At 61.8% G+C, this 21,352-nt stretch carries 20 protein-coding genes; 5 read left to right on the forward strand and 15 right to left on the reverse strand.

Annotation, left to right across the window (positions count from 1 at the left end; genetic code table 11):
- Positions 1-99 precede the first annotated feature (99 nt).
- The 8 genes from BLO97_RS24850 to BLO97_RS24885 all read right to left on the reverse strand — a co-directional run bounded on the left by BLO97_RS24850 (position 100) and on the right by BLO97_RS24885 (position 10,494).
- Positions 100-2,475, reverse strand: coding sequence for an efflux RND transporter permease subunit (locus BLO97_RS24850; RefSeq protein WP_092348723.1), 2,376 nt, complete (start codon positions 2,473-2,475; stop codon positions 100-102).
- Between the two features lie 43 nt (positions 2,476-2,518).
- Entirely contained in the window at positions 2,519-3,571 is a 1,053-nt protein-coding gene (locus tag BLO97_RS24855; protein WP_092145929.1) for a WD40/YVTN/BNR-like repeat-containing protein, read from the reverse strand.
- A 388-nt stretch (positions 3,572-3,959) separates the two neighbouring features.
- Positions 3,960-6,617, reverse strand: coding sequence for an aminopeptidase N (pepN, locus tag BLO97_RS24860; RefSeq protein WP_092348726.1), 2,658 nt, complete (start codon positions 6,615-6,617; stop codon positions 3,960-3,962).
- Positions 6,618-6,630: 13 nt separating this feature from the next.
- Entirely contained in the window at positions 6,631-7,461 is an 831-nt protein-coding gene (locus BLO97_RS24865; RefSeq protein WP_072341749.1) for a DUF2797 domain-containing protein, read from the reverse strand.
- A complete protein-coding gene (locus BLO97_RS24870) occupies positions 7,458-7,718 on the reverse strand; it encodes a YeaC family protein (protein ID WP_063320747.1) in 261 nt (86 codons plus the stop codon). Before BLO97_RS24870 ends, BLO97_RS24865 begins: the two co-directional genes overlap by 4 nt.
- A 45-nt stretch (positions 7,719-7,763) precedes the next feature.
- Positions 7,764-8,636 (reverse strand): rhomboid family intramembrane serine protease, encoded by an 873-nt coding sequence (locus BLO97_RS24875; RefSeq protein WP_063320746.1) that lies wholly within the window; start codon positions 8,634-8,636, stop codon positions 7,764-7,766.
- Positions 8,633-9,607, reverse strand: a complete 975-nt coding sequence (locus BLO97_RS24880) for a metallophosphoesterase (RefSeq protein ID WP_172681158.1) — start codon at positions 9,605-9,607, stop codon at positions 8,633-8,635. Before BLO97_RS24880 ends, BLO97_RS24875 begins: the two co-directional genes overlap by 4 nt.
- Complete coding sequence (locus BLO97_RS24885) at positions 9,604-10,494, reverse strand: NAD(+) kinase (RefSeq protein WP_003202709.1); 891 nt, start codon at positions 10,492-10,494, stop codon at positions 9,604-9,606. Before BLO97_RS24885 ends, BLO97_RS24880 begins: the two co-directional genes overlap by 4 nt.
- Before the next feature lie 271 nt (positions 10,495-10,765).
- Here BLO97_RS24885 and BLO97_RS24890 point away from each other — a divergent pair, with 271 nt between their 5' ends.
- Positions 10,766-11,731: a DUF1853 family protein gene (locus BLO97_RS24890; protein ID WP_092348729.1), complete on the forward strand. Its 966-nt coding sequence runs from the start codon at positions 10,766-10,768 to the stop codon at positions 11,729-11,731.
- Positions 11,732-11,855: 124 nt separating this feature from the next.
- On the opposite strand, the gene BLO97_RS24895 is transcribed toward BLO97_RS24890, so the two are convergent.
- The 3 genes from BLO97_RS24895 to BLO97_RS24905 form a co-directional block, all read right to left on the reverse strand.
- Positions 11,856-13,139 (reverse strand): arsenic transporter, encoded by a 1,284-nt coding sequence (locus BLO97_RS24895; protein WP_092348732.1) that lies wholly within the window; start codon positions 13,137-13,139, stop codon positions 11,856-11,858.
- Positions 13,140-13,176: 37 nt separating this feature from the next.
- Entirely contained in the window at positions 13,177-13,527 is a 351-nt protein-coding gene (locus BLO97_RS24900) for a metalloregulator ArsR/SmtB family transcription factor (protein ID WP_063320742.1), read from the reverse strand.
- A 197-nt stretch (positions 13,528-13,724) separates the two neighbouring features.
- The gene (locus BLO97_RS24905; RefSeq protein ID WP_092145939.1) at positions 13,725-14,282 is read right to left on the reverse strand and encodes an NADPH-dependent FMN reductase; all 558 of its coding nucleotides are present in this window, start codon (positions 14,280-14,282) and stop codon (positions 13,725-13,727) included.
- 185 nt (positions 14,283-14,467) lie between these two features.
- Here BLO97_RS24905 and BLO97_RS24910 point away from each other — a divergent pair, with 185 nt between their 5' ends.
- Together BLO97_RS24910 and BLO97_RS24915 are read left to right on the forward strand one after the other, a co-directional pair.
- A complete protein-coding gene (locus BLO97_RS24910; protein ID WP_063320740.1) occupies positions 14,468-14,731 on the forward strand; it encodes a hypothetical protein in 264 nt (87 codons plus the stop codon).
- Between the two features lie 86 nt (positions 14,732-14,817).
- Complete coding sequence (locus BLO97_RS24915) at positions 14,818-15,711, forward strand: LysR family transcriptional regulator (RefSeq protein ID WP_092145941.1); 894 nt, start codon at positions 14,818-14,820, stop codon at positions 15,709-15,711.
- Here the strand turns inward: BLO97_RS24915 and BLO97_RS24920 are convergent.
- The 4 genes from BLO97_RS24920 to BLO97_RS24940 form a co-directional block, all read right to left on the reverse strand.
- Positions 15,677-16,291, reverse strand: a complete 615-nt coding sequence (locus tag BLO97_RS24920; protein WP_092145943.1) for a GNAT family N-acetyltransferase — start codon at positions 16,289-16,291, stop codon at positions 15,677-15,679. The genes BLO97_RS24915 and BLO97_RS24920 overlap by 35 nt on opposite strands.
- 326 nt (positions 16,292-16,617) lie before the next feature.
- Positions 16,618-17,379 carry a DNA polymerase III subunit epsilon gene (gene dnaQ, locus BLO97_RS24930; protein WP_092348735.1) on the reverse strand — a complete coding sequence of 254 codons (762 nt, stop codon included), beginning with the start codon at positions 17,377-17,379 and terminating at the stop codon, positions 16,618-16,620.
- A gap of 201 nt (positions 17,380-17,580) precedes the next feature.
- Complete coding sequence (rnhA, locus tag BLO97_RS24935) at positions 17,581-18,033, reverse strand: ribonuclease HI (RefSeq protein WP_030142629.1); 453 nt, start codon at positions 18,031-18,033, stop codon at positions 17,581-17,583.
- Between the two features lie 89 nt (positions 18,034-18,122).
- A complete protein-coding gene (locus tag BLO97_RS24940; RefSeq protein WP_057452232.1) occupies positions 18,123-18,881 on the reverse strand; it encodes a class I SAM-dependent methyltransferase in 759 nt (252 codons plus the stop codon).
- A 65-nt stretch (positions 18,882-18,946) separates the two neighbouring features.
- Here BLO97_RS24940 and gloB point away from each other — a divergent pair, with 65 nt between their 5' ends.
- Both gloB and BLO97_RS24950 read left to right on the forward strand, forming a co-directional pair.
- Positions 18,947-19,714, forward strand: coding sequence for a hydroxyacylglutathione hydrolase (gene gloB, locus BLO97_RS24945; protein WP_092348738.1), 768 nt, complete (start codon positions 18,947-18,949; stop codon positions 19,712-19,714).
- Positions 19,715-19,813: 99 nt separating this feature from the next.
- Positions 19,814-21,262, forward strand: a complete 1,449-nt coding sequence (locus tag BLO97_RS24950; RefSeq protein WP_063320736.1) for a transglycosylase SLT domain-containing protein — start codon at positions 19,814-19,816, stop codon at positions 21,260-21,262.
- Positions 21,263-21,352: the final 90 nt, after the last annotated feature.

Raw genomic sequence — 21,352 nt, forward strand, 5'->3', positions numbered from 1 at the left:
GCTTCGCAGCCCAGCGGGAGCAAGCTCCCTCGCCACAGATCATTCCAAGCCCCTTGAGCGGATAGTCTCAAGGTTGCAGCATTGCCATTCAGCCGGCAGTCAGTGCGCAAACAACGAATTGCCCTTCTGCCCCGCCAGTTTCTCCGGCTTGATCAGGAAGCGTGCCAGCGCCGGCAGCAGCCACAGTGCACCGAACATGTTCCACAGCAACATGAACGTCAGCATCAACCCCATGTCCGCCTGGAACTTGATGGCCGAGAAGATCCAGGTGCACACACCGATGGCCAGGCACAAACCGGTGAACAGCACCGCCTTGCCGGTGGATTTCAGTGTCTGGTAGTAAGCCTCCTGCAACGGCAACCCGGCCCGCAGGAAACTTTCCAGGCGGCTGTAGATGTAGATGCCGTAGTCCACGCCGATGCCCACGCCCAGTGCCACCACTGGCAAGGTCGCGACCTTCACGCCGATGCCCATGAATGCCATCAGGGCGTTGCCCAGCACCGAGGTCAGCACCAGCGGCAGCACGATGCACAACGTCGCCGCCCAGGAACGGAAGGTGATCATGCACATGGTCGCCACGCAGATGTACACCAGGACCAAGATGGTCAGTTCCGACGCCTTGATCACTTCATTGGTGGCCGCTTCAATACCCGCGTTACCGGCGGCAAGGATGAACTCCAGGCCGTCGCGGTTGTTTTCCTTGGCGAAGTCCTGCACCGCCTTCACCGCCCGGTCCAACGTCTCGGCCTTGTGGTCGTTGAGGAACACCAGCACCGGCGCCAGGGAGCAGCTGTTGTTGTACAGGCCATCGGCCCGGGCAATGGAGTTGTTCAGCACGTCAGGGTTGCGCGACAAGGTCTCCCATTTCAGGTTGCCCTCGTTCATGCCCTTGATCATTTGCTTGGACACGGTCACCAGGGAAATCGCCGACTGCACGCCCTCGGTGTTCTGCATCTTCCACATCAGCTCATCGATGGGGGCCATGGCTTCATAGCGCGAGCAGCCTTCGGCCGTGGTCTTGACCATCACCACCAGTACGTCGGAGCTGGTGGAGTAATTGCTGATGATGAAGTTGTTGTCCTGGTTGTAGCGCGAGTCCGGACGCAGTTCCGGCGCCCCCTGGTCCAGGTCGCCGATCTTCAGGTTCTGGCTGTACCAGAGGCCACCGCCAAAGGCGATCACGGCCAGGGCAATGGACACCGGGGCGACTTTGGCGCTGGCGAAATTCGACAACAGGCGCCAGAACGGATGCTCACGGGTCGCGTCTTTCTTGCTGCGCTCGACCGCACGCTTGCTGATGCCGGCGTAGGAGATCGCCACCGGCAGCAGGATCAGGTTGGTGAACACAATCACCGCCACGCCGATAGAGGCGCCAATGGCCAGTTCGCGGATCACGCCGATGTCGATGATCAGCAAGGTGATGAAGCCGACGGCGTCCGCCAGGATCGCGATCATTCCCGGCAGGAACAATTGCCGGAAGGTGCGCCGCGCCGCTGTCAGGGCGTTGTCCGCCTCGCTGGACTGCAAGGCGATGCCGTTGATTTTCTGCACACCATGGGAAATGCCGATGGCGAAGATCAGGAACGGCACCAGCATCGAGTACGGATCGAGGCCGAAACCGGCCGCATGCATCAGCCCCAGTTGCCAGACCACGGCCACCAGGGTGGTGGTCAACACCGCAACGGTACTGCGCATGCAGTTGGTGAACCAGTAAAGCAGGATCAGGGTGATGACGAAGGCCACGCCGAAGAACAGCACCACCATGACCAGGCCGTCGATCAGGTCGCCGACTTTCTTGGCGAAACCGACGATATGGATCTGCACGTTGGGATTCTGGGCTTCGAACTTGTTGCGGATCTTGTCTTCAAGCTCGTGGGAAAATTTCCGGTAGTCGAGGGCGAGCAATTTGCCTTGGTCCTGCGGGTCGGGATAGGACTCCAGCAGCGGGATGTCGATGATGCTCGACTTGAAATCGTTGGCCACCAGGCGCCCGACCTGGCCGGACTTGAGCACATTGTTGCGCAGCAGGTCGAGGCTGTCGGCCGAACCGTTATAGCTCTGGGGAATCACCTCACCGCCAGCGAAGCCCTCCTCCGTCACTTCGGTCCAGCGCACGCTCGGGCTCCACAACGACTTCAGTCCGGAACGGTCGACGCCGGAGATGTAGAAGACTTCGTCATGGATCTGGCGCAGGGTCTCCATGTATTCCTTGGAGAAAATATCGCCGTTGGTGGCCTCCACGGAAATGCGCACCGTGTTGCCCAGGTTCGCCAGGTCATTGCGGTGCTCGAGCATCTTCTGGATGAAGGGGTGCTCGAGGGGGATCATTTTTTCGAAACTGGTGGACGGCCGAATCAGCGTGGCCTGCCAAAACAGGAAAATGCTGACCAGCAGGCAAATGATGATCACTGCCGGGCGGTTGTTGAAAATCAGGCGCTCGAGGAACGTCGCCTTGTCTTGGTGATGACTGCTCATGGGGTCCGCCTTCTTGTTTTTGTGCCCGTCTTGCAGGCGTGACTCATTTGCTCAGTTCGGCGCCGGTGGACGTGGTGGCGCGTACGCCGCCTTGCCCCGCCAGGATCAGGTTGCCGTTGCCGGCGGTCGTGACGGCTGCCACGGAAATTCGATCCGGGCGATTGAACACGCTGAAGGTCTCGCCGTCGTCGGTACTGCGCACGACGCTGCCGCCGTTGCCGACAATCACGATGGAACCGTCCGCCAGCAGCGTGGCGCCTGACAGGCCGAACTCCAGGGCACCGCGCGCGGCCTTGAGCTCGATCTGATCCCAAGTGCCGCCGAAATCAGTGGAACGATAAAGGTTGCCGCGCAAGCCATAGGCCAGCAGCGTCGAAGGCTGGGCGGTGCCGATGACCCCGAACAGCGAGCCTTCATAAGGGCCTTCGACCTTTTCCCAGGTCTGGCCCCAGTCGGCGGAACGGAACATGCTGCCAGCCTCGCCGACAATGAACAGCCCGGCATCTTTCACGGCGGCTATCGCATTGAGGTGGAACTGGTCTTCGTTTTCGAGGCGGTCGCTGGCGTCTTCCCAGTGCTTGCCGCCGTCGGTGGTTTCCAGCAATGCGCCGTAGGCACCCACGGCGAAACCGTTGCTGGCATCCTTGAACCAGACGTCCAGCAGCGGTGCTTCGCGGGTAAGGTCTTCGAATTGCTTGGTCCAGGTGCTGCCACCGTCATCGCTGGCGAGGATCTGCGCGTCGTGCCCCACGGCCCAGCCGTGTTTGTCATCGACGAAAAATACCGCCGTGAGCAGTTGACGAGTCGGCACCTTGGCCTGGGTCCAGGACTTGCCCTGGTCGTCTGAATAGACAATGTGCCCCCGATCACCGACCGCCACCAGGCGCTGGCCGGCGTGGACCACATCGAGCATCAGGGTTTTGCTGGCCTTGGCCGATTCGACGGAATAGATGACATCGGACGTCGACGCCGCAACAGCCATCACCGGTGCCGACAACACCGCAGAGCCCAGCAGCGAGAGCGCCGAAGCCAGCAACGCCACTCTGCGCAGCATCGGCGGCCGGCTGCGGCCCACAGCCATGACAGGCTCATTCATAGACCTTTCCCCCATTATTATTGTTAGGTCATTCAACCTTTCAGGGCGCCGTAAGCAGGCTCTGGAAGGTTGCCAGTCCTGGAGCATAGTCCTGAAACCTGCAATCTAGAGCCACTTCGGAAGCTGACCTATCCTATCGGGCTTTCGAAAGGTCTGACAATCGACGCCGCGTTATCTTTTGTTAACCAGGGGGATATAGGCCAACGGCGAATAAGAAGACATTCGTGAGGGTGATGAATGTGGCGAGGGAGCTTGCTCCCGCTGGAGGCCGAAGGACTCCCTGAGCTTGGTCCACCCGCCATTCGCAGCAAAAGTGAACCAGGATCAGGCCTGCTTCGCAGGCCAGCGGGAGCAAGCTCCCTCGCCACAAAGGTAAGGCAGTGCCGGTTTACGCCAGGCTCTTGCTCACCACTTCGAACACATCGGCCGACAGCCCGCCGGACGCCAGGATGCGTTCCAGTTCGCCTTTCATCAACGCCTGGCGGGCGCTGTCGTATTTGCGCCAGCGGGTCAACGGTGCCAGTTGCCGCGAAGCGATTTGCGGGTTGAGGCCATTGAGCTGAATGACCAGGTCCGCCAGGAAGCGATAACCCGAACCGTCGGCGGCGTGGAAGTTGATCAGGTTCTGCCCGGCAAACGCTCCCACCAGCGCCCGCACCTTGTTCGGGTTCTTGATATTGAACGCCGGGTGCTCCATCAAGGCCTTGACCCGCGCCAGGCCACCGGGCAATGGGCTGCCGGCCTGGACGCTGAACCACTGGTCCATGACCAGCGGATTGCCCTTGAAGTTTTCCGCAAAGACTTCCAGGGCCTTGGCCTTCTCGGCTTCGAATGGCGAGTTGACCAGCACCGCCAGCGCAGTCAGGCGCTCGGTCATGTTGTCGGCGGTGTCGAACTGCTCCAAAGTCGCACTCAGCACCTCAGGCTTGCCGGTGAGCATCAGGTACGACAGCGCGATGTTCTGCAACGCGCGACGGGCGAAATGCTCGGCCTCGGCCACGTAAGGCGTTTTCTTCGACAGGTCGCGGTTGGCTGCGTAACGCAGCCACAGGGCTTCAAACAGGTTCTCGGCCAACTGCTGACGGGCGAAGTCACGGGCGGCATGGATCGCCTCGACGTCAGCCACTTCGCTAATTTCCGTCAGGTAGGCTTCGCTTGGTAGCGAGAGCATTTCGGCGACCATGGCCTGGTCCAGGGATTCGTCCGACAGCACGCTGCGCAGTGCACTGACCAGACGTGGATCCAGTGCCAGGCTGGCACCCTGCTGATGCTGGGCAATCAATTCCTGCAACACCTGCACCGACAACTGCTGGCCGGCATCCCAGCGGTTGAAGCCGTCGCTGTCGTGCTGCATGAGGAACATCAACTGGTCGCGGTTGTACGGGAAGCTCAGCTTCACTGGCGCCGAGAAACCACGCAGCAACGAAGGCAGCGGCTGTTCGGCGACATCGAGGAAAGTAAAGGTCTGCTGGGCTTCGGTCACCGAGATCACTCGGGACGTGCCGTCTGCCGCGGCTTCACCGACCAGGCGCAGAGGGATTTCAGCCCCCTTGCTGTCCAGCAGGCCGAGCTCCACGGGAATCACGAACGGCAGCTTTTCCATCTTGTCCGGGGTCGGCGGGCAACTCTGGCGGAAGGTCAGGCTGTAGATCTTGGCGGCGGCGTCATAAGACTCGCTCACCGCCAGCCGTGGTGTACCGGCCTGGCTGTACCAGCGCTTGAACTGGGCCAGGTCGACGCCGTTGGCATCTTCCATGGCCTTGATGAAGTCGTCACAGGTCACGGCCTGGCCGTCGTGGCGTTCGAAGTACAGGTCACTGCCCTTGCGGAAACCTTCAGGCCCCAACAGGGTGTGGATCATGCCAACCACTTCCGAGCCCTTTTCGTACACGGTCAGGGTGTAGAAGTTGGAAATTTCGATAAAACTGTCCGGACGCACCGGGTGGGCCATGGGACCGGCGTCTTCGGCGAACTGGTGGGTGCGCAGGTATGCCACGTCCTGGATGCGCTTGACCGTGGCAGAGTTCATGTCGGCCGAGAACCCGGCGTCGCGGAACACCGTGAAGCCTTCCTTGAGCGACAGTTGGAACCAGTCGCGGCAGGTCACGCGGTTGCCCGACCAGTTGTGGAAATATTCGTGGGCCACGATCGCCTCGACCCGCTGGTGCGCAGCATCGGTGGCGGTTTCGGCGCGGGCCAGCACGGCGCTGGAGTTGAAGATATTGAGGCCCTTGTTCTCCATGGCGCCCATGTTGAAGTCGTTGACCGCGACAATCATAAAGATGTCCAGGTCGTACTCACGCCCGTATACCTCTTCGTCCCAGCGCATCGACTTCTTCAGGCTGGTCATGGCGTGCTGGCATTTGTCGATGTTTTCCGGCTCGACATAGATACGCAGCGCCACGGTGCGCTCGGTCATGGTGGTGAAGGTGTCCTCGACGCACCACAGGTCGCCGGCCACCAGGGCAAACAGGTAGGCCGGCTTCTTGAACGGGTCTTCCCAGGTCGCCCAGTGCCGACCGTCTTCGCCCGGGCCGCTGGCAATCGGGTTGCCGTTGGACAGCAGCACCGGATAGCTGTGCTGCTCGGCCACCACGGTGGTGGTGAACTTGCTCATCACATCCGGGCGGTCCAGGTAATAGGTGATCTTGCGGAAACCCTCGGCCTCGCACTGGGTGCAGAACATGCTGCCGGATTTGTACAAACCTTCCAGGGCGGTGTTGGTTTCCGGGTGGATCCGGACGGAGGTGTCGACCGTGAAGGCCTGGGCCTTGGGGTGCAGGGTCAGGTGGCTGTCGTCCAACTGATAGTCGCCCTGCCCCAGGTCGGCGTCGTCGAGCTTGAGCGAGAGCAGTTCCAGGTGCTGGCCATCAAGCACCAGCGGCGGCAGCCCGGCACCACGCTCGGGGTTGCGGCGCATCACCAGTTGCGCATGGACCAGGCTGTGGTCCTCGAACAACTCGAAGGTCAAGTGCGTCTCATCGATCAGGTATTCAGGGGCCTGATAGTCCTTCAGGTAAATCATCTTCGGCTGTTCGGTGCGCATGGGTCGAATCCTTCTACTGATGCACGGCGAGCTGGTAGGCCGTGTATTTACGAATATTGATCACGCCGGTGTCAAAAATCAGGTACTGGCCCTTGATTCCCAGCAGCGTGCCTTCGGCAATCGGGTTCTTGTCCAGGTTGAAGCTGACGATCTTGGCCGGGTATTGCTCCACCGGATAACGGATCTCGATGGGTTCGACGTCCGCTATGGTCTGGATCGCTTGCAAGCCAAATCGTTCCTGCAAGCCCTGCAATCCCTGGGCGCAGCTTTCGAACAGCGCGTCGCGGATCGCCGGCAGGTCCACCGCCGCGGCGTCGCCCTTGAGCAAGGCGCGCCAGTTGGTCTTGTCCGCCACCTGGCTGCGGAACAGGTCCTCGACAAACCCCGACTGCTGACGGGTGGCGACCCGCAGGATCGGCAGCGCCTGGCTTGCCCCCTGGTCCAACCAGCGGGTCGGCAATTGCGTGGCACGGGTGATGCCGACCTTCACGCCCGAGGAATTGGCCAGGTAGACCACATGATCGGTCATGCAGAACTGCTCGCCCCAAGCCGGATCACGGCAGGTGCCCGCCTCGTAATGACAACGCTCGGGGCTCATGATGCACAGGTCGCACTGGGCCAGCTTGGTCATGCAGGGGTAACAATATCCCTGGCTGAAGCTGGTCTTGGTCCGGCGTCCACAGTGGGTGCAGTGGATCGCACCGAGGTACTCCAGGCGCACCGTGCTGCCGATCAACGGGTTGACCGGCACCTCGACATCGCCCAGGCGAAAGGCGTATTGAACGGTCGGCCCGTCAAGGCGCGCCGACATCTTGCTGATTGCACCGCGGCCAATCTCGATCAATGGATGGCGTCCGACTTGAACAGGATATTCGGCACTTCAGTGGACTTCGAATGGCATTCCTGCGCCCCCATGTAACCGGTGCGCTCGTCTTCGGGCAGGTTCTGGATTTCCCAGGCGATCATCGCCTGCAGCGACAGCTCGCGCTGCTCGGCGGTGAGCTTGTTGCCATCGGCCCATTTACCGATTTCCACCGCCAGTTTCAGGCTCCGGTAGATGTCGGGAGTGATGTTCTGGATCATTTCGTTGAAGGAAGCCATGGGTTCTCCGCGCAATTGCGCATTCTCAAAAGGCACAGGTGCCGGTCAAAGGGCCATTTTACGGCGAGCGAACAGCCCGCCCAACAACCCCGTGAAGCACCCGACGAGCAGCCCGCCGACGTGAGCCGCATTGGCGATTTCACCGAAACCGATCAGCGAAACCAGCCCGGACAGGCACAGCAGCAACCACACCAGCATCATCACCAACACCCCGCGGGGCAAGTGATAGGCCGGGTTCGGTGCAAGCAGTTGGTAGATCCAGCAATGGCCCAGCAAGCCGTACAACACCCCCGACAACCCACCGAACAGTGTCGGGCCGCTGAAAAAGTACTGGGCAAAATTGGAGACGAGGCTGAACAGCAGCGTCAGCCCCAACAAGTTGATGCCACCCTGGCGTGCTTCGATCCGCCGTCCCAGTTCCCAGTACCACATGCCATTCATGGCGATGTGCAGAAAGCCAAAGTGAATCAGCATCGGCGTCACCAGGCGCCACCACTGCCCCGCCGCCAGGCTATCGGCCAACGGCGTGAACTGGATGTAGTCGCCAACGACGCGGAACTCGAGGAAGGTCAGCCAGCGCAGGATCTCAAGATTCTCCCCCAGCAGGGTGACCGCGCTGACGATCAGGCTCAGCAACAACACCACGGCCGTCACTGGACTGCGCGTCAGTTGCTGGACGAACCCCGCTCGCCGGGAAGTGCCACCCGTGTTGGGCAGTTCCAACTGCTGATCGGGATCGCCGGCGGGAAAACGTGCGTACAACGAACGCACATCCTCACTGATTTCATCCGGTACCCAGAGCACCTGCTCGCCGGCCTCTTCGCTGACACGATGGGGTACCTGCATGCGTTGCAGCAGCTTGACGAAGCCACTCAAGTCCGCTGCCAGGGGCAGGCGCAATACCGCGACGACACTCATTGCAGCACCTCCGGCCGCTCGACATCGACCCAGACGAACTTGTGCGGATCCAGGCGGGTTTCCTGGTCGAGGCGATAGGCGACCAGCTTGCCGTAGAGCACCGCGCTGTAATCCAGGCAGGCCAGGTTCGGGCGGATCGGCGCGGGTTTGCCGCTGCGCCAGTAGTGGCCGACGAACAACAGCGGTTCGTGGACGCCATAGCGCAGCAGGTTGTTTTTTTCATCCGGCGACAGCGGCGTACGGGCCACCGGTTCCGGCAAGGCGTCGGGCTGGAAGACGATGTCGCCGTAGGTCTGCGGGTTGTCTTCCCAGAACTTGGTGCGGAAAAACGAACGGGTCAGGCCATCGCCACCGGTCAGCGTCAGACCATGGGGCAGGCGCATGTCGGTGCCGCGCAGCAAACGATCGAATACCGTGCAGGCAAAACTGCCCGGTTGCGCCGAGGCCTGGAGGAAATGTTCGTCGACACAACCATCCGGGAACAGGCCACGCAGCGGTTCGATCAGGCCCGCGTCCCAACAGGCATGCACCACCCGGAACCGGCCGGCGTCGACAAACAGCGGCAGCTCATAGAACCACTTGAGAAAGTCATGCCAGTCGCCGGGATGCTGCTCGAACTGAGTCAGGGTCTCGTTGAGCAGGCGGGCATGGCGTGGCGTGTGTTCGCGCACGTAGCGCTGGCCACTGCCCGGCAATGCCGGTGTGCTCCAGCCCAGGGCATTGAACTCGTGGTTGCCCATGATGCACAGCGCCTGGCCGGCCACGACCATGTCGTGGACGATGTGCAGCGCCTCGCGGATCCGCGGGCCACGGTCGATGATGTCCCCCAGGAACACAGCCATGCGCGACGGATGCCGCCAGACCCCGCCCTGCTTGTGGTAACCGAGTCGGTCCAGCAGGTGTTCCAGGGTCAGGGCGCATCCGTGCACGTCACCGATCAAATCGTAACTGCGCGCAGGATCGAGCATCAGTCGCCTCCACCCCCCAACCGACTTCCCCAGCCGAGCTTGGTCCGGCAGACTTCATAGTAATTGTGATCCAGCGGATGGATCAGGCGCAGCTTCTGCGCTTTTTTGCTGACGGTGATGGTGTCACCCGGCGCGCAGGTGAAATGGTTCTGGCCGTCACAGGACACTTGCGGGTAGATCTGCATATCCTTGGACACGACGATTTTCAGCTCACTGTTGCCATCGACCACAATCGGTCGCCCAGACAAGGTATGGGGGTACATGGGCACAATCACAATAGCGTCGAGCTTGGGGTGCATGATCGGTCCGCCGGCCGACAGTGCGTAGGCCGTGGAACCGGTCGGGGTCGCGACGATCAGGCCGTCGGCCTTCTGGCTGCAGACGAACTGGCCGTCGATGTACAGCTCGAATTCGATCATGCGCGTGGACTTGCCGGGGTGCAGCACCACGTCATTGAGGGCATCGCCCTGGCCGATGGCCTCGGCGTGACGACGGACCTCGGCTTGCAGCAGGAAACGGTTTTCCACCAGGTAGTGGCCGTCCAGCACCTCGGCGACCTTGGTTTCCAGCTCGTCAGGGCGGATATCGGTGAGGAACCCCAGGCTGCCCCGGTTGATCCCCAGCACCGGGATGTTGTGCCGCGCCAGGGCCCGGGCAGCCCCCAGCAGGCTGCCGTCGCCGCCGACCACGATGACCATGTCGCAGACCTCGCCCAGCATCTTGCGCGACGACGTCTGCAGGCCATGGCCCGGCAAGACTTCGGCGATGGTGTCTTCGAGGATCACATGCAGGTGTCGCTCCAGGAGGAAACGTTTGAGACGGCGAACGGTGTCCAACACCTGCGAACTGCCCAGGCGACCGATGATGCCGATATTGCGAAATTGCTCCATGAGGCTCCTGCGAGGGTCTGCGGCGGGCGAAAAACACGATTATGGGCGAAAGCGCTCCATAGACAAAATTCTTTAAGCCTTCACCGTGGCGCAATGCTGTTATTCAAGGGGTACCTGAATCACCGTGGCGAGGGAGCTTGCTCCCGCTCGGTTGCGCAGCAACCGCCCCAAGGGGCCTGCTTCGCAGTCCAGCGGGAGCAAGCTCCCTTGCCACAGGGTCTTTACCTTCCTGAATTGACAGCATTGGCCGCATAGCGGCTATGCTCGCAAAATGATCCTGTTCCCTGAATTGCTGGACTTGCCCCGCCGCCTGCACCATCCCGAAGTGCGCGACCTCGCGTGGGCGATCATCGCCCCGCCGATGCTCATCGACACGCCCTGGCCCCAGCGCCATCCCCTGGCCGGCAGTGACTGGGTGCAGGATCCCCATCGACTGGAACACTGGCTGCGACAACTGGACCGCGACAGCTACCCGCTGCTGCACTGCCTGTCCCTGGGACGGACGCGACGCCTGGGCCTGTATTACGAAAGGCTGTGGCAGTTCGCCGTGCAGCACGCTCCCGGCATCGAGCTGATTGCCGCGAACCTGCCGATCCGCCACGAAGGCCATACCCTGGGCGAACTGGACCTGCTGCTACGCGATCGTGACGGCATCCATCATCTGGAGTTGGCGATCAAGTTGTACCTCGGCCCGCAACAAGGTCACGGGCGGGACGCCGCGCAATGGCTGGGTCCGGGTTGCCATGACCGGCTTGACCGCAAGCTGGCCCATCTGCGCGAACACCAGTTGCCGATCTCGGCCCGCCCGGAAAGCCGTGAGGCCCTGGCGGCACTGGGTATTGAGCCGACCGGCCTCGAGGTATTCCGCTCCGAGCTCTGGCTCGGCGGCTACCTGCTCTACCCCTGGCCGGGCCACGCCGACCCGCCGACCGGTGCGCACCCCCGGCATTTGCGGGGCAGTTGGCTGCATCAGCGGGATTGGCCTGCATTCATCGCCCAGCGTCCACCTGGGCGCTGGCAACCCCTGCCCCGCGCCGCCTGGTTGGCCCCGGCCCATTATCCGGCGGAGCAGACCTGGAGCACCGAGCAACTGGAGGCCTGGCGAATGGCCCTCGACCCGATGGCGCCGGCGCAACTGATGGTGCGCCTGACTGAAAATGCCGAGGGCGAGTGGGAAGAAGCTGAGCGGCTATTCCTGGTGGCCGATCTTTGGCCGGATGTGCCGGGTAACAGCTGAGCCTTGTGCTGCCTGTCAGGGCCTCATCGCGAGCAAGCTCGCTTGTCCCACAAGGGGTCACATTCCTAGAGGAAGTTGCACTCCAATGTGGGAGCGAGCTTGCTCGACGTCAATTCGGTCTGGTCTAGAAGGACAACCGCACCGCCAGCGCCGCCAACGTCACCAGCAACACCGGCACCGTCAGCACGATCCCGACCTTGAAGTAGTACCCCCAGCCGATCCGGATGTTCTTGCGCTCCAGCACATGCAACCACAGCAAAGTCGCCAGGCTGCCGATCGGGGTGATTTTCGGGCCCAGGTCGCTGCCGATGACGTTGGCGTAGATCATCGCCTCCTTCACCACCCCGGTGGCCTGGCTGGCATCGATGGACAAGGCGCCGACCAGCACCGTCGGCAAATTGTTCATGGCCGACGAGAGCAACGCCGTCAGCACGCCGGTGCCCATGGCCGCCCCCCACACGCCATATTCGGCAAAGCCGTCGAGCCAATGGGCCAGGTAGCCGGTCAGCCCGGCATTGCGCAGGCCATAGACCACCAGGTACATGCCGAGGGAGAAGATCACGATCTGCCAGGGCGCTTCCTTCATCGCCTTGCGGGTGGAAATCTTGTGACCGCGGGCCGCGACCGCCAGCAGCAACGCAGCGCAGACCGCTGAGATCGCGCTGATGGGAATCCCCAGTGGTTCCAGCGCAAAGCAGCCCAGCAGCAGGATCACCAACACCACCCAGCCGGCATAAAACGTTGCCTTGTCGTGGATCGCCGTTACCGGATCGTCCAGTTGATCGGGGTCGTAGTCACCCGGGATATCGCGACGAAAGAACCACAGCAAGATCGCCAGGCTGGCCGCCACGCTGATCAGGTTCACCGGCACCATGACCGCCGCGTAGCGGTTGAAGCCAATGCCGAAGAAGTCCGCCGAGACGATGTTCACCAGGTTCGACACCACCAGCGGCAGGCTCGCGCTGTCGGCAATGAAACCGGCGCCCATCACGAATGCCAGGGTCGCCGCCGGGGAAAAACGCAGCGCCAGCAGCATCGAAATCACGATCGGCGTCAGGATCAGCGCCGCCCCGTCATTGGCGAACAACGCCGACACCAACGCCCCCAGCAGCACCATGAAGGCAAACAGCTTGCGCCCGCTGCCCTTTCCCCAACGGGCCACATGCAAGGCCGCCCAGGCAAAGAAGCCGGCCTCGTCCAGCAGCAGGCTGATGATGATCAGCGCGACAAACGTACCGGTGGCGTTCCAGATAATCTGCCAGACCAGTGCAATGTCACCGACCTGCACCACCCCGCTCAACAACGCCAGCAGCGCGCCGAGCGTCGCGCTCCAGCCGACGCCAAGCCCCTTGGGCTGCCAGATCACCAACGTAATGGTCAGCAGGAAAATCAATGACGCGATCAGCATGCGCAACAGCCTTGGAAGGAGGATTGAAAAGACGAAATCAGCAGCAACGCGCCACCGGACGATCAGCCATGGCCCCCAAACGCTCGACATCCGCCATCAGCCACGCCGTGTTGGCTGCCAACGCCTGTTCCAGCAAATTGCTGACCCAGGCCGGCAACTGCGGATGCAGACGGTAGTAGACCCATTGCCCCTGGCGCCGATCGCTGAGCAGGCTGGCGTTACGCAACTGCGCCAGGTGCCGGGAGATCTTCGGCTGGCTCAGGTCCAGCGCGGCGGTGAGCTCACAGACACACAACTCGCCTTCACGGGCCACCAGCAGCGCAATGCGCGTACGGGTGTCGTCGGCCAGCGCCTTGAAGACATCGACGGGATTGTGGGAATCAGACATGGCTAAGGACGGCCTGGAGGTACGAAGGGGCGAATATATGGAAATTCGAATATCCAGTAAAGCGGGGATTTGAAGTTGCACCTGTGGCGAGGGAGCTTGCTCCCGCTGGACTGCGAAGCAGGCCCCTTCGGGCGGTTGCTGCGCAACCGAGCGGGAGCAAGCTCCCTCGCCGCGGGGTTATCTGGAGCCTCGGAACATCAGACCTTCTTGTGCTGCTCGACCCACTTGCCATAGGCATCGATGAATGTCTGCAGGAACGGCCGCACGGACTCCGAGAGATTGCCCGCCTCGTCGAACGCCGTCCCGGCGCCGCTCAGGTAGGCTTCCGGTTGCTGCATGCAAGGCACATTGAGGAACACCAGGGACTGGCGCAAATGATGGTTGGCACCAAAACCACCGATGGCGCCCGGCGATGCACTGATCACCGCGCCCGGCTTGCCACTCAGGCAACTCTGGCCATAGGGACGCGAGCCGACATCGATGGCATTTTTCAGCGGTGCCGGTACCGAGCGGTTGTACTCTGGCGTGACGAACAACAAGGCGTCGGCCGCGCCCACCTGCTGGCGGAATGTGGTGTAGGCTGCCGGCGGCGCTACATCAATGTCTTCGTTATAAAGTGGTAGCTCGCCGATCTCGACGATGTTCAGCTTGAGGTTCGCTGGCGCCAGGTCAGCCAGTGCCAGCGCCACCTTGCGGTTGATCGATGCCTTGCGCAGGCTGCCCACCAAAACGGCCACTGTGTAGACATTACTCATGAGAGGCTTCTCGACTATCGGCTCAAAGGAGCCTGTAGTTATAGATGATCGGGGTGACAATTGGACCAGTGGAGCGACGAAAACCTGGCGGCTGGACTATTTTTTTCATGTAGGAAAACTTACCGCGCTTGACCAGGGTCTACAGAACCGCAAATCGAGTGATTTATTTCCAGAGGTTCTAAGCGATGGCAGCAGTACTTGTCGGACAATTTCATGCGCGGGACGCCGAAGGTCGCGTCTATTCGGTGCATGAGTTTCAGGAATCGACCCCGTCGCCCGACGGAAACGGCAAGGAGCCTGTCACCACCTATAAGTTGGCTATCGGTGATCGAGTCAACAAACTCGAAGACGGAAAATTTATTCTGGTGCAATCTCAAATCGAACTGACGCGCGAACCGGAAACGCCACTGCAAGCTCAAACACCCACTGAAACGCAAATAGCTTCATAACCGGCAGTTATGAGCAGAAGTCGTGCCCGGACTTGGGTTAGGATTCAGCCACTCAATGGCTCACCCGCCGAACATGGACTTCTTGCATGCGTTTACGCCACATCGAAGTGATCCAGGCGCTGCTGCAGACCGGTCACCTCGGCACGGCGGCCGAATGGCTGCAACTGCCGGTGGCGGAGGTCGAGGCGATCCTGCGCGATGCCGAGGCCCAGTTGGGCTTCATGCTGTTTGCCAGCGTGCGCGGGCGCCTGCAGGCCACCCGGGAAACCCTTGAACTGCGCGACGGCATCACGCGGGTGTACGACACCCTCGAACCGGTGCAGCGCCTGGCCAGCAGCCTGAAACACTATCAGGCGCCACCCTTGCGCATTATCTGCACCCCGCCGCTGGCCCAGCAGTTGTTGCCCCAGAGCATCGCCGCCCTGCGTCGCCGCCATCCGGATGCGCCCTGCACCCTGCTCAGCCAACCGACTCGCGACATCGTCCACAGCCTGCTGTTGCGTGAAAGTGACCTGGGCCTGAGCTTGCACGATCCCGAACACCCCGACATCCATTGCCAGATGATCGCCCAGGGCAAACTGCAATTGCTGGCACCTCACGGCTGGCTGCAACCACGACAGAAATACATTTCGCTCCAGGACCTGGCAGGCCAGCCGTTGGTAGGCCTGGATGGCCATGACCCGCTGAGCCCGGCGTTCGAGCATAAACTGGCGGCGCTGCGTCCGGCGCCGATGATCCAGATCCGCGTCCAGACCCATCAGATGATGCGCGCGATGGTCGAGGCCGGCGAAGGCCTTGCCATCGTCGACCCGTTCACTGCCTCGGGTGCCAAGGGCAGTGGCCTGGACGTCTGCCCGGTATCGCCCGCCATTGCGATTAGCCTCTATGCCTTGAGCCTGAACGGCACGCCGCCCTCACCCGCTGTCCAATCGCTGCTGGAACGGGTTACGGAACAAGCCGAGGCGTTGCTGAGCCACTGATCGACATGCCCAGCGGATCGTCGAACAGCCGGTACCAGAACAACGCCACTTCGGCGGTATGTCGGTCAATGCCGCGATAGCGCAGGTGATCGATACCACCGAGCACGTAGCCGCAACGTTCATAGAGCCGGCATGCACCCAGATTGTTGTTCTGGGTTTCGAGCATGATGCCCGGCAGTTTTTTCTTGCGGCTCCAGAACTGGGCGACATCGAGCAATGCCTTGGCCACCCCGTGGCGACGGGCCGGGGCGTGCACCGCCAACTCGTCGATGTGGGCGTAGCCGTTCCAGTTGGTACTGACGACCAGATGCCCCACGGGCTGGTCGTCGAGATAGGCCATGAAAATCTCGCTGTCCGGGGCATTGCGGAAGCTGCTGAATTCCTCGGGATCGATGCCATAGCACTTGCGATAGGGAACAATGGGCGTCACCGGCCATTGGCTGACGGGCCGGCCGATCTGCGCCGTCGCGTAGTCGCTGACTTCGAAGCTGAAGTCACTGCCCCAGATATAAGCGGCAAAGCCGTCATCGACGACGCGCACCGACAACCCGGGGTGCTTGGGATTCATGACCGGTTGCATACTGGGGAAGGTCCTCATTCCTTGAGACAACCAACGGCGTGGTGCCATCCATTGCCCTTGCCTTTCAAATCTTCACACATCAAGCGGGATCCGTAGCCTGCCCGTTACCTCAGGGTAGAAGGTCGTGGCGATTGTGGCGAGAAATGAACGATGGATGCAGTAGCTCACACAAGGATTGCCTGGATCATTGTGGCGAGGGAGCTTGCTCCCGCTTGAGTGCGAAGCGCTCACAAAATGGGCTGCTACGCAGCCCAGCGGGAGCAAGCTCCCTCGCCACAGGCTCTTTACTTACCTTGAATGAACAGCATGGCTCTCACAGGGTTTCATCAGTGCGTGGCGGCCTTTGCCTCGGCCAACTGCGTCCACAATGCCGGAGCGCCTGCAGACTTGGCGATGGCTTCCAGACGCGCGGCATGTTCGGCCAGGTCGCTTTCGCTGGCGCGGATAATCCGCGATGGCTGGCGGTCAGCGGGCAAACGCCGGATCTCCGTGGCCTGGTTGCCGGAGCCTTCGCCGGTACCATTGCCGTCCGAGGCGTTACCGGCCAGGGACAGGCTGGTCTGGCCGCCGGTCATGGTCAGGTAGACGTCGGCCAGGATCTCGGAGTCGAGCAAGGCGCCGTGCAGTTCACGACCGGAGTTGTCGACGCCATAGCGCTTGCACAAGGCATCGAGGCTGTTGCGCTGCCCGGGGTGACGTTCCCTGGCCATCATCAAGGTGTCGAGGATGGTGCAATGCTGGGTAATGTCAGCCCGGTCGTGCTGGCCCATCAGGGCGAATTCGTTGTTGATGAACCCGACGTCGAACGCCGCGTTGTGGATGATCAACTGCGCGCCCTGGATGAATTCGAAGAACTCGTCGGCCACTTCGGCGAAACGCGGCTTGCCCACCAGAAATTCGTTGGTGATGCCGTGCACGCCAATGGCGCCTTCGTCGCTTTCGCGGTCCGGTTGCAGGTAAACGTGGAAATGGCGACCGGTCAGGCGCCGGCCGATCAGCTCGACACAACCGATTTCAATAATCCGGTGACCATCGGTCACCGGCATGCCGGTGGTTTCGGTATCCAGTACTACAGATCTGTTGGCCATCAGTGTTCAGCTCTCAGCGGGCAGTCTTGCAAAAGCGCGGATCTTAACACGCTCACGGAACGCGGTGCCGCACCTGTGGCGAGGGAGCTTGCTCCCGCTCGGTTGCGCAGCGACCGCCCGAAGGGGCCTGCTTTGCAGTCCAGCGGGAGCAAGCTCCCTCGCCACAGGTGTCATCCTCTCCAGATCATGACAACGTCTCTATCAAGCCTGCTTGTAGCCCCGCACCTCATCCACCCCACGATTGGCCAACTGGTCGGCCCGTTCGTTGCCGTGGTGGCCGATGTGGCCGCGCACCCATTTCCAGGTGACGTTGTGGCGGTTGACCTGTTCATCCAGCAGCTTCCAGAGATCGGCGTTTTTTACCGGTTCCTTTGCCGCCGTCTTCCAGCCGCGTTTCTTCCAGTTCGCCATCCATTCGTTGATGCCTTTCATGACGTACTGAGAGTCGGTCACCAACAGCACATCGCAGGGCCGCTTGAGCTCCTCCAGGCCACGGATGGCGCCCATCAGCTCCATGCGATTGTTGGTGGTATTGGCTTCGCCGCCCCAGAGCTCCTTCTCCACGCCCTTGCACACCAGCAACGCGCCCCAGCCGCCCGGACCGGGGTTGCCCTTGCAGGCGCCATCAGTGAAGAGTTCTACGCTATCGCTCATGCCAATCTATCCAGGAAAAAATGCAAAGGCCCGCCGATCAGGCCCGACAACACCCGCAGCCCAATGCCGGCAAGCACCATTGAAAAAGGTTACGGCTCGATGTGGCGACGATTGACCTTGGCCATTGGCAAAGGAATCAGCTTGCCCATCGGCTCGCGTCGCGCCTGGCGCACCGGGCGCAGACCGACCGCGATCTTGCGTGCCACCAGCAGGTAGAAACCACCACCGGAGAGCTGCCAATCACCGGCCTTGCGCTCCCAGCCGGCCAGGCGCGCCTGCCACTTGGGCGACGCGAGCGGCGGACGATAGCACCCGAAGCGGCGTTTCTCCAGCGCAAAGCCCAGCAGGTTGAGCCAGTCGCCGACCCTCGACGCCGAGATGCAGCGGGCCTGGCGCAAAGCATCGTGGGCAAACACATGACGCAAGCCCCAAGCGCTCCAGGGGTTGATGCCGATGATCAACAGATGGCCGCCGGGACGCACGCTGCTGGCGGCCTCACGCAACAGACCGTGGGGCGACAGGCAGAAATCCAGGCCGTGCTGCATGACCACCACGTCGGCGGCATGTTCGCTCAACGGCCAGGCCTGCTCCTCGCAGACGATTTCCACCCCGGGCAACGGCGCCCCCAGGCGCACGTTGCGCTGGACTTGCGGTGCCGACGGCGGCGTTTGCGCCGAAGGGCCGTAGTGCACCAGATAGCCGCCGAAGAACCGGCCCAACTCGTCTTCGAGCATGCGCCGTTCTTCTTCCAGCAAAAATTGCCCGACAGGGCCGGACAGCCATTCACGGGCGGCGCTGATCAACGCCAGCCAGTCAGGATCAGCCTGAGCGAACGCTTCATCGGTCATTGCATTCTCCAACGCGTCAGGAAGTTCTAAGATGCGCCTTTGTTTTCCGCTTGGCGAATTCCACGATGATACAGATCAGTGCCCTGCCCGCATTCACCGATAACTACATCTGGTTGTTACAGGACCACGCCACCCTGCGCTGCGCCGTGGTCGACCCAGGTGACGCCGCTCCGGTGCAGGCCTGGCTCGAGACCCATCCGGGCTGGGTCCTGAGCGACATCTTGATCACCCACCATCACCATGATCATGTCGGCGGCGTCCAGGCGCTGAAGAATGCGACGAACGCCACCGTCTACGGCCCGGCCAGCGAAAACATCCCGGCGCGGGACAAGGCCCTGCATGACAACGACAAGGTCAGCGTGCTCGGCTGGGACTTCGATGTCTATGCCGTGCCTGGCCATACCCTCGGGCACATTGCCTACTACCACCATGGCCTGTTGTTCTGTGGCGACACCCTGTTCGCCGCCGGTTGCGGCCGGCTCTTCGAAGGCACGCCTGCGCAAATGCACCATTCGCTCAGTCGCCTCGCCGCCCTGCCTGAAGATACGCTGGTCTACTGCACCCATGAATATACCCTCAGCAACCTGAAGTTCGCCGCCGCCGTGGAGCCCGGCAATCCGGACGTCGCTGCCCGCCTGGAAAAAGTCAGCCGGCAACGCAACGAAGGCATCATGACCCTGCCCTCGACCCTGGCCCTGGAAAAACTCACCAATCCGTTCCTGCGCACGACTGAAACATCCGTTAAACAAAAAGCAGACGAACGGAACGGCCAGCGAAACCAGACGCCGAGTGAGGTTTTTGCGGCCTTGAGGGCTTGGAAAGATACGTTCTAAGGCAGCTATCGATTGATACAAAAATTCTGAAAGGTTGACCTGTTGGGGTGCGCTTCCTAGAATCGGCCGACATTTTTGCCCGGAACTTACTTCCAGCCAATGTCGTCATCCATACGCAGGTCCGTCCAGTCAGACACATTGACCCGCTTGGCTCAAGCCATCGCGGTGGCTGTGTCCGCCACCTTGGCGGGCTGCCAGAGCACGAGCCAGCTGCCGCAGACCGACGCGGCACACACACCGAATATCGCCGCTCGCGCCAAACAGAAGCCGGTATGGCTCACCGAGAAACCCAGCCCTCAAGTCCCCCAGGACGTCTGGGAGCGCATGCGCCAGGGCTTCCAGTTGCAGGAAACGGCCGGCGTCAACCCGCGTATCGAGCAACAGCGCCTGTGGTTCGCCAGCAACCCTTCCTTCATGGAAAACGCCGGTGAGCGCGGCAGCCTGTACATCCACTACATCGTCGAACGCCTCGAAGAGCGCAACATGCCGCTGGAACTGGCGTTGCTGCCGGTGATCGAGAGTGCCTACAACCCCATGGCCTATTCCCGGGCCAACGCAGTGGGCCTGTGGCAATTCATCCCGTCCACGGGGCGTTACTTCAACTTGCGCCAGACCCGCTTCTATGACGGGCGTCGCGACATCACCGCCTCCACCACGGCCGCCCTGGACTACCTGACGCGCCTGCACGACATGTTCAACGGCGACTGGTTGCTGGCGCTGGCGGCCTACAACGCCGGCGAGGGTACGGTCAGCCGCGCCATCGAGCGCAACGAGAAGCTTGGCCTGCCCACCGACTACTGGAACCTGCCGCTGCCCAGCGAGACCCAGGCCTATGTGCCGAAGTTGCTGGCGCTGTCCCAGGTGGTGCTCTCGCCCGATGCCTATGGCGTGAACCTCAACCCGATCGCCAACGAACCCTATTTCCAGGTCGTCGAGATCAACCAGCGCATGGACCTGTCCAAGGTCGCGGCGGTGGCCAACATCGACGAAGACGAGCTGTTCCAGCTCAACCCCGCCTTCAAGCAACGCACCACCATCGACGGCCCCCAGCACCTGCTGGTGCCCACGTCCAAGGCCCAGCTGCTGACCGCCAGCCTGTCGACCATGCGCCCGGAAGAGCTGATCAGCCAGCGCGCGCTCAAGCCGGTTTTCGAATCCGCCGACGACAGCGAAGTGGAAGGTGCCAGGCGCACCTACCGCGTCAAACGCGGCGACAACCTGGCTCAGATCGCCAAGGCCAACAACGTCCAGACCAAGGACCTGCAACGCTGGAACAAGCTCAGTGGCAACAAGCTCAAGGTCGGCCAGACCCTGGTGATGCAGGACGCCAAGGCCAGCAAGGCCCGTGGCAAGCGCATCAGCACCGTGGTGGCCGCCAACAGCAAGGACCAGAAGAAGCAGACCCAATACAAGGTCAAGCAAGGTGATTCGCTGTACGTCGTCGCCAAGCGCTTCAACGTGGAAATGCAGCACCTCAAGCGCTGGAACCCGCGGATGGGCAAGGCACTCAAGCCTGGGCAGATGCTGACGGTCTACTCCCCGCACTAAGCCTCGCGGTGGCCGAGGAGCTTTTTGTGGTGAGGGGATTTATCCCCGTTGGGCTGCGAAGCAGCCCTAAAGCCAGGCACCACGGCGTTT

Origin of the sequence: Pseudomonas sp. NFACC05-1 (assembly GCF_900100135.1) — a bacterium.
Taxonomy (GTDB): Bacteria; Pseudomonadota; Gammaproteobacteria; order Pseudomonadales; family Pseudomonadaceae; genus Aquipseudomonas; species Aquipseudomonas fluorescens_Q.